Source organism: Streptomyces sp. NPDC017520 (assembly GCF_044329855.1).
Lineage (GTDB): Bacteria > Actinomycetota > Actinomycetes > Streptomycetales > Streptomycetaceae > Streptomyces.
Window position 1 is genome coordinate 22261 of record NZ_JBIRKB010000016.1, and the last position, 13560, is coordinate 35820.

The following is a 13560-nucleotide window of genomic DNA, read 5'->3' on the forward strand; positions in this document are numbered from 1 at the left end:
AGCGGCTCATGACGCGACGGGGCGCGAGGGCGATAGCCTGGTGCCGTGATCAGCGCGATACGCCTCGGGGGCAGCGAAGCCCCCGGCCGCCGCCCGGAGTGCCACAGCACCCGGGCGATCCGCGATCTCCCCACTCCGGACCGGCTGCCGAAAATGGCCAATATGGTCCCGGGTATCTCTCGAAGCGGCATAGCGTCGACCCAGACCGGAAACCCCGCGTCGTGGCGGTACGCCGCTTTTCTCACCTACGTCACGCAACGGCGCGCGACAGGAGCCAGAGGACATGCAGACCAAGCTGGACGAAGCCAAGGCCGAGCTGCTCGCAGGGGCCGCCAAGGTAGCTGAAAACGGTCCGGGCGGTGGTGTCGGTGGCCCGGGAGGTGCCCCCCGGGCGCGGATTTCCGCTGCCGGGGCCGACGAGAGCGCCCGTCCCGGTGAGGACACGGTGCTCGCCTACCTCCAGCGCTACTACCTGCATACGGCTCCGGAGGACCTCAGCGGCCGTGACCCGGTCGACGTCTTCGGGGCCGCCGCCTCGCACTACCGGCTGGCCGAGAACCGTCCGCAGGGCACCGCGAACGTCCGGGTGCACACCCCGACCGTCGAGGAGAACGGCTGGACCTGCAGCCACTCCGTCGTCGAGGTCGTCACCGACGACATGCCCTTCCTGGTGGACTCCGTCACCAACGAGCTGTCCCGGCAGGGGCGCGGCATCCACGTCGTGATCCACCCGCAGGTCACGGTCCGCCGCGATGTCACCGGCAAGCTCATCGAGGTCCTCTCCGGCGGCCCCGGCCTCCCGAAGGCCTCCCAGGGCCGGAAGAAGTCCAAGGACGCCAAGGCCGAGCTGCCCCACGACGCGCTCGTCGAGTCCTGGATCCACGTCGAGATGGACCGCGAGACCGACCGCGCCGACCTCCAGCAGATCACCGCGGACCTGCTGCGCGTCCTGTCCGACGTGCGGGAGACCGTCGAGGACTGGGGGAAGATGCGCGACGCCGCCCTCCGGATCGCCGACGACCTGCCCGGCGAACCGCTGGACGACCTCGCCGACGAGGAGGTCGAGGAGGCCCGCGAGCTGCTGCGCTGGCTGGCCGCCGACCACTTCACCTTCCTCGGCTACCGCGAGTACGAGCTGAGGGACAGCGACGCGCTGGCCGCCGTGCCCGGCACCGGACTCGGCATCCTGCGCTCCGACCCGCACCACAGCGAGGACGAGGCCCACCCGGTCAGCCCGTCCTTCGACCGGCTGCCCGCCGACGCCCGCGCCAAGGCCCGCGAGCACAAGCTCCTCGTCCTGACGAAGGCCAACAGCCGGGCCACCGTGCACCGCCCCAGCTACCTCGACTACGTCGGCGTGAAGAAGTTCGACGCCAAGGGCAACGTCGTCGGCGAGCGCCGCTTCCTCGGGCTCTTCTCCTCCGCCGCCTACACCGAGTCCGTGCGCCGGGTGCCCGTCATCCGCCGCAAGGTCGCCGAGGTCGTCGAGGGCGCGGGCTTCTCGTACAACAGCCACGACGGGCGCGACCTGCTCCAGATCCTGGAGACCTACCCCCGCGACGAGCTGTTCCAGACGCCCGTCGACCAGCTCCGCTCCATCGTGACCTCCGTCCTCTACCTCCAGGAGCGCCGCCGGCTGCGGCTCTACCTGCGCCAGGACGAGTACGGGCGCTACTACAGCGCGATCGTCTACCTGCCGCGCGACCGGTACACCACCGGCGTACGCCTGCGGCTGATCGACATCCTCAAGGAGGAGCTCGGCGGCAACAGCGTCGACTTCACCGCCTGGAACACCGAGTCGATCCTCTCCCGGCTGCACTTCGTCATCCGCGTCCCGGCCGGCACCGAGCTGCCGCACCTGACGGACGCCGACGCCGACCGCATCGAGGCCCGCCTCGTCGAGGCCGCCCGCTCCTGGGCCGACGGCTTCCAGGAGGCGCTCAACGCCGAGCTGGGCGAGGAGCGCGGCGCGGAGCTCCAGCGCCAGTACGGCCACTCGTTCCCCGAGGGCTACAAGGCCGACCACTCGCCGCGCGCCGCCGTCGCCGACCTGGTCCACCTGGAGACCCTCAAGCAGGGCGAGAAGGACTTCGCCCTCAGCCTGTACGAGCCGGTCGGCGCGGGCCCCGGCGAGCGCCGCTTCAAGATCTACCGGACCGGCGAGCAGGTCTCCCTCTCCGCCGTCCTCCCGGCGCTCCAGCAGCTCGGTGTCGAGGTCGTCGACGAGCGGCCGTACGAGCTGCGCTGCGCGGACCGCACCCACGCCTGGATCTACGACTTCGGGCTGCGGATGCCGGTGGCCAGCGGCAACGGCGGCTACCTCGCCGACGACGCCCGCGCCCGCTTCCAGGAGGCGTTCGCCGCCGTCTGGAGGGGCGAGGCGGAGAACGACGGCTTCAACGCGCTGGTGCTCGGCGCCGGGCTCAACTGGCGGCAGGCCATGGTGCTGCGCGCCTACGCGAAGTACCTGCGGCAGGCCGGTTCGACCTTCAGCCAGGACTACATGGAGTCCACCCTCCGTAACAACGTCCACACCACCCGGCTGCTCGTCTCGCTCTTCGAGGCCCGCATGTCGCCCGGCCGCCAGAGCGCCGGCACCGAACTGACCGACGGGCTCCTGGAGGAGCTGGACGGGGCCCTGGACCAGGTCGCCTCGCTCGACGAGGACCGGATCCTGCGGTCCTTCCTCACCGTCATCAAGGCCACCCTGCGCACCAACTTCTTCCAGAGCGCAAGCGAGGGAAGCGACAAGGGGGGCCGGCACACGGGGGGCGGCGCGCCGCACTCCTACGTCTCGATGAAGTTCGACCCGCAGGCCATCCCGGACCTGCCCGCGCCCCGGCCCGCGTACGAGATCTGGGTCTACTCGCCGCGTGTGGAGGGCGTCCACCTGCGCTTCGGCAAGGTCGCCCGGGGCGGGCTGCGCTGGTCGGACCGGCGCGAGGACTTCCGTACGGAGATCCTCGGACTGGTCAAGGCGCAGATGGTGAAGAACACCGTCATCGTGCCCGTCGGCGCCAAGGGCGGCTTCGTCGCCAAGCAGCTCCCGGACCCGTCCGTGGACCGCGACGCCTGGTTCGCCGAGGGCATCGCCGCGTACCGCACGTTCATCTCCGCGCTGCTCGACATCACCGACAACATGGTGGCCGGCGAGGTCGTGCCGCCCGCCGACGTCGTCCGGCACGACGGGGACGACACCTACCTCGTCGTCGCCGCCGACAAGGGCACGGCGAGCTTCTCCGACATCGCCAACGAGGTCGCCGTCGCCTACGGCTTCTGGCTCGGCGACGCGTTCGCCTCTGGCGGCTCGGCCGGCTACGACCACAAGGGCATGGGCATCACCGCCCGGGGCGCCTGGGAGTCCGTCAAGCGGCACTTCCGCGAGCTGGGCCACGACACCCAGACCGAGGACTTCACCGTCGTCGGCGTCGGCGACATGTCCGGCGACGTGTTCGGCAACGGGATGCTGCTCTCCGAGCACATCCGCCTCGTCGCCGCCTTCGACCACCGGCACATCTTCATCGACCCGAACCCGGACGCCGCCACCTCGTACGCCGAGCGACGCCGGCTCTTCGACCTGCCCCGCAGCTCCTGGGCCGACTACGACACGGGCCTGCTCTCGGCGGGCGGCGGGATCCACCCGCGCAGCGCCAAGTCGATCCCGCTCAACTCGCACGTCCGCGAGGCGCTCGGCATCGACCCCTCGGTGAGCAAGATGACGCCCGCCGACCTGATGCAGACCATCCTCAAGGCCCCCGTCGACCTGGTGTGGAACGGTGGCATCGGCACGTACATCAAGGCCGTCTCCGAGTCGAACGCGGACGTCGGCGACAAGGCCAACGACGCGATCCGCGTCAACGGCGAGGACCTGCGGGCCAAGGTCGTCGGCGAGGGCGGCAACCTCGGGGCCACCCAGCTCGGCCGCATCGAGTTCGCCCGCAGCGGCGGCCGGATCAACACCGACGCGATCGACAACAGCGCCGGTGTGGACACCTCCGACCACGAGGTGAACATCAAGATCCTGCTCAACGGCCTGGTCCGGGACGGCGACATGACCGTCAAGCAGCGCAACAAGCTGCTCGCCGACATGACCGACGAGGTCGGCGTGCTCGTCCTGCGCAACAACTACGCGCAGAACGTCGCGCTCTCCAACGCCTCCGCCCAGGCGCCCTCGCTGCTCCACGCCCAGCAGCGCTTCATGCGCCGCCTGGAGCGCGACGGGGCACTCGACCGGGCGTTGGAGTTCCTGCCCGCCGACCGGCACGTCCGGGAGCTGCTCGGCAACGAGAAGGGGCTGAGCCAGCCCGAGCTGGCCGTGCTGATCGCCTACACCAAGATCACGACGGCGGACGAGCTGATCTCCACCGTCCTGCCGGACGACCCGCACCTCCAGAAGCTGGTGCACGCCTACTTCCCGAGCGAGCTGCGCGAGCGGTTCCCCGAGGCGGTCGACGGGCACGCGCTGCGGCGCGAGATCATCACGACGGTCCTGGTCAACGACACGGTGAACACCGCCGGTTCGACCTTCCTGCACCGGCTGCGGGAGGAGACCGGGGCGTCGATCGAGGAGATCGTGCGGGCCCAGTTCGCGGCCCGTGAGATCTTCGGCCTGTCCCGGGTGTGGGACGCGGTCGAGGCGCTCGACAACAAGGTCGCCGCCGACGTCCAGACCCGGATCCGGCTGCACTCGCGGCGCCTGGTCGAGCGCGGTTCGCGCTGGCTGCTGGGCAACCGGCCGCAGCCCGTCGCCATCGCGGAGACGATCGAGAGCTTCCGGGACGGCGTCGCGCGGGTCTGGAACGAGCTGCCCAAGCTGGTCAGGGGCGCGGACCTGGACTGGTACCACTCGATCCTGGACGAGCTGACGGGCGCCGGCGTGCCGGACGAGCTGGCGGCCCGGGTGGCCGGGTTCTCGTCCGCCTTCCCGGCGCTGGACATCGTGGCCATCGCCGACCGTACGGGCCGGGACCCGCTGGAGGTCGCCGAGGTCTACTACGACCTCGCGGACCGGCTGCGGATCACCCAGCTGATGGACCGGATCATCGAGCTGCCGCGGGCCGACCGCTGGCAGTCCATGGCCCGCGCCTCCATCCGCGAGGACCTGTACGCGGCGCACGCGGCGCTCACCTCGGACGTGCTGAGTGCGGGGAACGGGTCGGCCACGCCGGAGGAGCGGTTCCGGGCGTGGGAGTCGAAGAACGCGGCGATTCTTTCCAGGTCACGGTCGACGCTGGAGGAGATCCAGGGGTCGGACGCGTTCGATCTGGCGAATCTGTCGGTGGCCATGCGGACGATGCGGACGTTGTTGCGTACGCACGCGTAGGGGTTGCCGTACGGGGGTGAGGGGGCCGGTGCCATGTGGTGGTGCCGGCCCCCTCGGCGTGGGGTTCCGTCCTCAAGCGCCGGACGGGCTGGGGAAGATGCCCTCAAGCGCCGGGCGGGCTGGAAAGGATGCCCTCAATCGCCGGGTGGGCTGGGGGTGGCCGGGTGGGCTGGGGTGGTGCGAGGCGAGGCGGTGGGAAGGTGCCCCACGTGCTGGGCGGGCTGGGGGCGGGATGGTGGGCTTGCGTTGGTTACTTTCGCTTGGTGAAGGCCTCGTACGCTGCCACCACTTCCTTTGCCGGGCCGTCCATCCTCAGCGTGCCCGCCTCCAGCCACAGGGCCCGGTCGCAGGTCTCGGTGATCGATTTGTTGCTGTGGCTGACCAGGAAGACCGTGCCCGCCTCGGCGCGCAGTTCCTGGATGCGGTCCTTGCTGCGGCGCTGGAACTTCGCGTCGCCCGTGGACAGCGCCTCGTCGATCAGCAGTACGTCGTGACTCCTGGCCGCCGCGATCGAGAAGCGGAGCCTCGCGCCCATGCCCGAGGAGTACGTGCGCATCGGCAGTGTGATGAAGTCGCCCTTCTCGTTGATGCCGGAGAAGTCGACGATCCCGTCGTAGCGTTCGCGGATCTGTTCGCGCGTCATGCCCATCGCGAGTCCGCCCAGCACCACGTTGCGCTCGCCGGTCAGGTCGCCCATCAGCGCCGCGTTCACACCGAGCAGCGACGGCTGGCCCTGGGTGTGGACTCTGCCCCGGGTCGGCGGAAGCAGACCCGCGACCGCCTTGAGCAGCGTCGACTTGCCCGAGCCGTTGGAGCCGATCAGGCCGATCGCCTCGCCCCTGTACGCGGCGAAGCTGACGCCCTTCACGGCGTGCACCTGGCGTGCGCCGGGGGTACGGCGCCGGGTGGCGAGCCGGCTGAGCGCGGAGGTGGCGCTGCCCTTGCCCGTACGGGCGCCATTGACCGTGTACGTGATGTGGACGTCGTCGACGACGACCGTCGGGACACGGTCGTCCCCGGGGGAATCCTTGAGGTCAGCCACGTCCGTAGGTCTCCTCGGCCTTCCAGAAGTACACGAATCCGGCCACTCCGCACAGCAGCGCCCAGCCCGCCGCTACCGCCCATGCGAACGGCGGCAGCTGCGCCCAGGTGTAGCTGTCGATGAGCGCGTACCGCATGAGGTTGATGAAGAGCGCCGCCGGGTTGTACTCCAGCGCCACCATCACCGCGTGCGGCACCCGTTCCCCCTTGAGCAGGTGGTCCAGGCTCCACATCACGCCGGAGGAGTACATCCAGGTCCGCAGCACGAACGGCGTCAGCTGCGCGATGTCCGGCGTCTTCGCCGTCAGCCGGGCCACGGCCATCGACACCCCGGTGTTGAACACCGCCTGGAGCGCGAGCGCCGGGACGGCCAGCAGCCAGGACGGGCGAGGGTACTGGCCGAACACCAGCAGGATCACGGTCAGTGCGCCGAGTGAGAACAGCAGCTGCTGCAACTGCTGGAGGGCGAGGGCCACCGGCAGGGAGGCGCGCGGGAAGTGGAGGGCCCGCACCAGACCGATGTTGCCGCTGATCGCCCGCGTGCCCGCGGTGATCGAGCTGGCGGTGAACGTCCAGATGAAGACCCCGGTGACCAGGAACGGGACGAAGTCCTCCACCCCGTGCTTGGTGTTCATCAGGACGCCGAAGATGAAGTAGTAGACCGTCGCGTTCAGCAACGGCGTCATGACCTGCCAGATCTGGCCGAGCTTCGCCTGGCTGTACTGCGCGGTCAGCTTGGCCGTCGCGAACGCGGCGATGAAGTGCCGCCGCCCCCACAGCTGCCGGATGTAGGAGGGCAGCGAGGGCCGGGCGCCACTGACCGTCAGGCCGTGCCGGGCGGCCAGGGCGGCCAGCTCACCGGGTGCGTAGGTGGGGACGTCCTGGGCGGGGGCGCTCATCGGGGACGGCGGAGCTGCTGTCTGGCTCACCACGAACGATCGCTTTCGATGGAAGCGGGAGGGGGACATCGCCGGAACGCCGGAACGCGGAACGCCGGGGCGGTGGGGCGGTGGGGCGGTGGGGTGTGGGGCGGTGGGGCAGTACGGCGACGGAACGATACGGTCCCGTGGGGACGCCCTCGTTGGGACGGGACCGTATCGTCGTAACGCTGAGAGTAGGACGCTTCTACGTCGCAACGCAACCGTTTCGTCGCGGCCGACTATCATGCGGGCCATGACCACCGAACGGGGAACCCGCCGCCGTGCCCCCGCAGGCGCCGCCGTCCTGCGTGAGGACGTGACCGACGCCATCCGCGCCGCCGTCTTCGAGGAACTCGCCGCGGTGGGGTTCGCCCGGATGTCCATCGAGGGCATCGCCCGGCGTGCGGGCGTCGGCAAGACCGCCGTCTACCGGCGCTGGAGGTCCAAACTGGCGCTCGTCCTCGACCTGGTCGCGGCCGTCGCCGCGCAGGGAATGCCCGCCCCGGCCACCGGTTCGCTGTACGGGGACGTGCGCGCCGTCCTGGAACTGGCCGCGTACGCCCTGCGCCACCCGGTCGCCTCGCAGGTCATCCCGGATCTGTTGGTGGAGGCGGCCCGCAATCCGGAGATCTCCGAGGCGATCAAGGCAGCGCTCCTGGACCAGCAGCAGGGTGTCGCCGCCGTGGTCGTGAGGGAGGCGGTGGCCCGGGGAGAACTGCCCGAGGGCAGCGACCCCGACCGGGCGCTCGATCTGATCGTCGGGCCGTTGTACTGGCGGCTCGTCGTGGTCCGCGGCGAACTGCCGAAGGGCTACCTGGACGATCTGGCCGCCTCCGCGGTCGCTGCCCTCAAGCACGGCTGAGCCCGCGAGTACGGCTGAGCCCTCAAGCACGGCTGATGACGCTCAGCCCGCCGGTACCCGCGCCAGCACCTCGCCCGTGGCCGGGCTGAACGCCAGCATCGTCGTGTTCTCGGGCAGGCGCTGGAAGCGGGTCAGCAGCAGCCACCGCACCCCGTAGCGTGCGGTGATCCCGTCCCGCCGGGCCTGCGGCGTCGACGCGTCGAGGTAGGCGGCCACCGCCCGGCTCCTCTCCCGCCGCTCCGCGCGCGCGAGACCCGCGTCCGGGAGCGCGTCGGCCAGCACGTACGCCCCGTGCCCGGCCAGCGCGTACATCGCCGGGCGGCTGTCCGTCAGGACCACCTCGCCCGGCGGCACGTACGCGGTCGCCCAGGCGTACGGCTCCCCGGCCGCGCGCACCCCCTCGGCCGCCGGCGGGCCCGTGGTCCGGCCCTCGACGGGGGTGCGCGGAGCGGTCAGCCCGTTGTAGTACGGCCACAGCGCCGCGACGGCCACCGCGCACCCGACGGCGAACGCCCACCGCCACACGGTCGGCCGGATCCGGGTCCGCGTCCGGACCGCGATCAGGGCGACACACCCGATCGCCGCGCCGATCGCCGTCGGCGGGTGGACCAGCAGGACGAGCCCGAGCAGTACCCCGATCCCGGCCGCCTCCGCCCACCGGGGCGTCCGGCCGGGCTTCGGATCGCCGGGGCGGGCGGTCCGGGCGGCCACGCGGCCGGTCCACGCCCACAGGTGCAGGGTGACCGCGACCGCGAACGTGCTCGGTGCGCTCCAACGGGCGGGATCCGCCCAGTGGATCAGGGCCGGTGGCACCAGCACGAGAACCGGAACCCAGCGGTTCGGCGTCAGCAGCCGGGTGAGCCGGCCGATCCCGGTGAGCAGGAGCAGCAGGTTCACCGACGCGGCCACCGCGACGACGGACGGTCCCGAGAGCCCGGTGGCGCGGGCGGCGACTCCCTGGAGCAGTGCGTACGGGGAGTAGTGCGCGCTCGCCACGGCGGGCAGGTCGGTCATCGGGAACGCCGGGTGCAGGAGGTTCACCCGCAGCCGTTCGACGACCGCCGCCTGGAGCCCGGCCTCGCAGCAGAGCGGAACCTGCCAGGCCGCCGCCGACAGCACCGCCCACAGCAGGCCGCCCAGCACGAGGTACGGCGACGGCAGCCACAGCGGCGGCCGGGCCGTTCCGTCGGCCCCGTCGCCACCGGTCGTGGCGGGCGGGAGGCCGGAGGGCGGGGCGTCGGGGGACGGGGCGGAGGAAGCAGCGGAGAAGAGGGGCACGCCTCATGGGTTCCGTGCGGCGGGCCCGCTCTCCCCGCCGCCACCCGTCCGAGGGATTCCGGGCCCGGCTTCCCGGCGCCCTCGGGCCGTGTTCGCGTTCGGGTTCGCCAGTAGTCGGTCCGCGACCCGGGCCGCCGCGCCGCCGTCGTCCAGATCGCAGTAGTCGCGGCGGAAGCTCTCGTAGGCGTCGGCGTGCCGGGCCGCCAGCGACCCGGTGTCGCGCAGCGCCTGGGCCACCTCGTCCGTCGTGACCAGCAGCGGCCCCGGCGCCCGGGTCTCGAAGTCCAGGCAGAAGCCGCGCACGGTGTCGCGGTAGTGCTCCAGGTCGTACGTGTGGAAGAGCATCGGCCGGCCCGTCAGCGCGAAGTCGAACATCAGCCCCGCGTAGTCCGTGACCAGGACGTCGGCGATCAGGAGCAGCCCGGCCGCCCCCGGGTGGTGCGAGACGTCGAGCACGCCCGGCCCGGCCGGGACGCTGCCGGTGACCCGGGGGTGGCGGCGTACCAGCACCGTGTGGCGGGGGCCGAGCGCCCGGGCCAGGGCGGCCGGGTCGAGTGCCGGGTCCCAGCGGTACGGGCCGGGGGACGTGCGGTCGGCGGACGCGGCCGGGGGATGGGCCAGGTGGTCGCGGTAGGTCGGGGCGTACAGCACGACGCGGTGGTCCTCCGGGATCCCCAGCCCGCGCCGGACCTCCTCGGCGGCCTTGTCCCGGTCGGGCGGGAACAGCACGTCGTTGGCGGGTGACCCGGCCTCCAGCACCTCCCCCTCGTACCCCAGCGACCGGCGCAGCCACGGGGTCGCGAAGCGGCTCGGGGAGACCAGCACCGACCACTGGGCCGACCGCCGCGGCAGGGTGGCGAGGTACTGGTGGTCGGCGTAGAGGGTGTCGGCCAGGCACCCGCCGAAGCGGCCGAGCGGCGTGCCGTGCCAGGTCTGGACGACCGTCTGCCCCGGCCGCCGCTCGAACCACTCGGGCAGCTGTTCGTCCGTGACGATCCGGCGGGAGCGGGCCAGCGCCTCGTACCAGGCGACGCTGTGCACGGGGACGACCCGCGCGCCGGGCGGAACGTGGGTGGTGCGGCCGGGGGTGGTACCGGTGACCCACAGGTGTTCGGTCTCCGTGCCCCGGCGCACGAGCTCGGCGTGGACGGCGCGCGGGGAGTCGCCGCCCGCGTAGAGGACGGTGTCGCGGAGCGGGAGGCGCGTGCGCCCGTCGCGGTAGTGCGCGGCGCGCAGGAGGCGCCTGCCGTACGCGCTCCGCCCGGCCGCCTCCGCTTGCGCATCCGGCCCCGCGACGACGGACAGCCGGTCGCCGTGCCGCCGCTCCGGACGCAGGGCGCTCTCGGCTCCGCCGCGGGGGAGCCGCCGGGCCGCCGAGCCGAGGACGCGTACGGGCCGGCCGTCCAGGCGGACCTCCCAGCGGCCTTCCGGGAGCGGCGGGGCGATCAGCGCGGAGAACCGGCCCGCCCGTGTCTCCGCGTCGGTCTGTGTGTCGGTCTCCGCGTCGATGTGTGTGCCGGTGTGTGTGCCGGTTCCGTCGGTGCTTTCCGTGACGGGTTCCGCGAGGGGGCGTGCGTCGGTTCCTGTGGCGCTTCCCGCGCCGGGTTCCGCGTCGGTCCCTTCGCTGCTTGCCGTGGCGGGCTCCACGCGGGCCCCCGCGACCGGGACCGTCTCGTGCAGGGTCTCGTGGCGCAGGACGAGCCGGCCGACCGGCGCGGTCGCCGTCCCCGGAGCGGGCGGACCGTACGTCCTCGTCGCGGCCGGGCCGTACGTCCCCGGAGCGGGGCGAACGTACGTCCCCGAGACGCGCAGGCCCCCTTCCGGCGTGCACTCCACCCGGTCCGCGTACGGAGGCGCCGCCAGGTCCAGCACCAGGTCGCCCGCCGGGTCCGCGCACGCGGGCGGCGGCAGGTCCGGGGCGGCGGGCAGCGGGACGCGGGAGCCGTCGGCGAGCAGCAGCCGGACCCGCCAGCGCTGCCCGCCCGCCGTCTCGACCTCGCGGGGGGCCCGGTGCGGGGCGGGCGGGGCGCCGGCGAGGTCGGCGAGCGGCACCCGGACCGTGAACCCGACCCCGTCCGGCCCGCGCCCGCCGCCCGCCGCACCCGCCTCGTCCACCCGGCCCGCCTCCCGGCCCTCGTCGGGCTTCGTGTCCGGGCCCGCCGCACGGGCCTCGCCGGGCTTCGCGTCCGGGCCCGCCTCCCGGGCCTCGTCGGGCTTCCCGTCCCCGTCCCCCCCGCGCACCCGGTCCGGCTTCCCGTCCCCACCCGCCGCACAGGCCTCGTCGGACCCTCGGCCCCCGTCCGCCCCACGCACCCCGCCTGGCTCCCCGTTCCCGGCGGTCTCCTCGTACTCCACCGGGCAGGAACGCTCCGCGCCTTCTTCGGTCCCCTCGCGCGTCAGCACCAGTGCCGTCGGCCTGCTCCCGCTCGCGCCGAAGTACCGGCCCGTGAGTTCCAGCGGGGCCCCCTCCGTGTCGGCGGTCCGGTGCCCCTCGGCCCGTGCTCGCAGGCGCGAGACGGTCAGCCGGAGACGGCCGCTCCGGTAATCGAGCACCGCCCGCCGCCCGTCGCCCAGGTCGTGGACGAGCGGCTGGTCCGTGCCCGCGTCCGGGGCGCGCACCGCCACCCGACGTACCGCCCCGGGCGCGGCGAGGACCAGGCCGACCAGCCAGCCGCCGCCGTCCGCCGTCGCGGGCAGCCGGTCGGGGTCGAGGACCATCTCGAAGCCCGCGTGGTCGTAGCCGTGCAGCTCCTGACCGGAGTTCACCGTCGCCTCGGGCGTGCACACGGAACGCACCGGCACCGGGCGCACCTGCCGGCCCCGCTCCGCCCGGACCATCCCCACCGTGAGCCGCTGCCGGGCGGAGGCGGCGGGAAGGTTGCGCAGATACGCGTACCCGCGCAGCCGCAGCCTCCCGTCCGCGCCCCAGCGCGCCTCCAGCAGCCGCGCCACGGCGGGGACGTCCGTGCGCGCGAGCCGGGCGCTCGCGCCGCGCACCCCGGGGTACACCGCCCGCCGCCGCCCCGGGGGCCCCTCGACCGCGAAGGTGCCCGCTCCGTTGGCCCGTTCGAAGGCGAGGACCGCCAGCAGCTCCTCCAGGCGCCGCTCCCGCACCAGCGACCACTTGATGCGCAGCTCCACCGGCAGCCCCTTCAGCGCGCCGGGTCCCGCCCGGTCGACGAAGGCCCCGGCGGCCTCCAGGAACGCCGACCGGTAGGCCTCGCCACCCATCGGCAGGCCGTCGAGGAAGTACCCGAAGTCATCCCGCAGACAGGACGTGTCGTACGCCCGCCGCTGTGCCGCGTCCCGGCCGCCCAGGAACGCGCTGACCTGCTCGCACGCGGCGATCCGGTCCCGTACACCCGTGACGTCCGTACGCCGCCGGGTGATCGAGCCCTCCCGCACCCGCCAGTAGTAGACGTGCTCGTGCAGGACGTCGACGGACCGGGCGAGATGGTGCGCGGGGATCATCACCGGGGTGTCCTCGTACAGCTTGCCCACGGGGAAGGCGAAGCCGTGCGCGTCCCAGAACGAGCGGCGGAACACCTTGTTCCACGCCACCCGGTCGGCCAGCAGGCGCGGGTCCCGGGTGATGTGGGTGCGGGGCCGGGTGGCCGTCAGCCAGCGGTACTGCCACGCCTGCTGCCGACCCTGCCCCGTCAGCCGCCACACATTGCCGGTCACCAGATCGGAACCGGTCGCCTCCAGCGAGGCCGTCATCCGCTCGTACGCGTCGTGCACCACGATGTCGTCGCTGTCGGCGAACGCCAGATAGGGGACGGCGGGGGTGGTGTGGCGGACGCCGGTGTTGCGGGCGGCGCTCAGACCGGCGTTCCGCTGCCGCACCAGCCGGAAGCGGCTGTCCCGGGCGGCGAACTCGGCCGCGATCCGGGCGCTGCCGTCCGTCGAACCGTCGTCGACCATGACCACCTCGATCGCTTCGAGGGTCTGGTCCGCCACCGACCGCAGGCAGTCCCCGAGGTAGGTCTCGACGTTGTGGACGGGGACGACGACGCTGAGGAGGGGTGGCAGTGGTGGCTTCATGTCCTGGTCAACAGGGGGCGGGACCCGGGGTCACCGGCGCTGACCCGAACGGGTGAACGCGGCTCCTCGACCGTCCCGGCCCGCGATTACGC

General features: G+C 73.0%; 6 protein-coding genes. 2 read left to right on the forward strand and 4 right to left on the reverse strand.

What is annotated here, in order from left to right:
- Window positions 1-283 precede the first annotated feature (283 nt).
- Window positions 284-5323 carry an NAD-glutamate dehydrogenase gene (locus tag ACH4KB_RS30025; protein WP_398068986.1) on the forward strand — a complete coding sequence of 1680 codons (5040 nt, stop codon included), beginning with the start codon at window positions 284-286 and terminating at the stop codon, window positions 5321-5323.
- 250 nt (window positions 5324-5573) lie between these two features.
- Here ACH4KB_RS30025 and ACH4KB_RS30030 read toward each other — a convergent pair whose 3' ends face one another.
- Complete coding sequence (locus tag ACH4KB_RS30030) at window positions 5574-6365, reverse strand: ABC transporter ATP-binding protein (protein WP_398068987.1); 792 nt, start codon at window positions 6363-6365, stop codon at window positions 5574-5576.
- Complete coding sequence (locus ACH4KB_RS30035; RefSeq protein WP_398068988.1) at window positions 6358-7263, reverse strand: ABC transporter permease; 906 nt, start codon at window positions 7261-7263, stop codon at window positions 6358-6360. Before ACH4KB_RS30035 ends, ACH4KB_RS30030 begins: the two co-directional genes overlap by 8 nt.
- A 274-nt stretch (window positions 7264-7537) precedes the next feature.
- Here ACH4KB_RS30035 and ACH4KB_RS30040 point away from each other — a divergent pair, with 274 nt between their 5' ends.
- A complete protein-coding gene (locus tag ACH4KB_RS30040) occupies window positions 7538-8146 on the forward strand; it encodes a TetR/AcrR family transcriptional regulator (protein WP_398068989.1) in 609 nt (202 codons plus the stop codon).
- Window positions 8147-8188: 42 nt separating this feature from the next.
- On the opposite strand, the gene ACH4KB_RS30045 is transcribed toward ACH4KB_RS30040, so the two are convergent.
- Entirely contained in the window at window positions 8189-9424 is a 1236-nt protein-coding gene (locus ACH4KB_RS30045) for a hypothetical protein (protein WP_398068990.1), read from the reverse strand.
- Window positions 9425-9427: 3 nt separating this feature from the next.
- The gene (locus ACH4KB_RS30050) at window positions 9428-13468 is read right to left on the reverse strand and encodes a CDP-glycerol glycerophosphotransferase family protein (RefSeq protein WP_398068991.1); all 4041 of its coding nucleotides are present in this window, start codon (window positions 13466-13468) and stop codon (window positions 9428-9430) included.
- Window positions 13469-13560 lie beyond the last annotated feature (92 nt).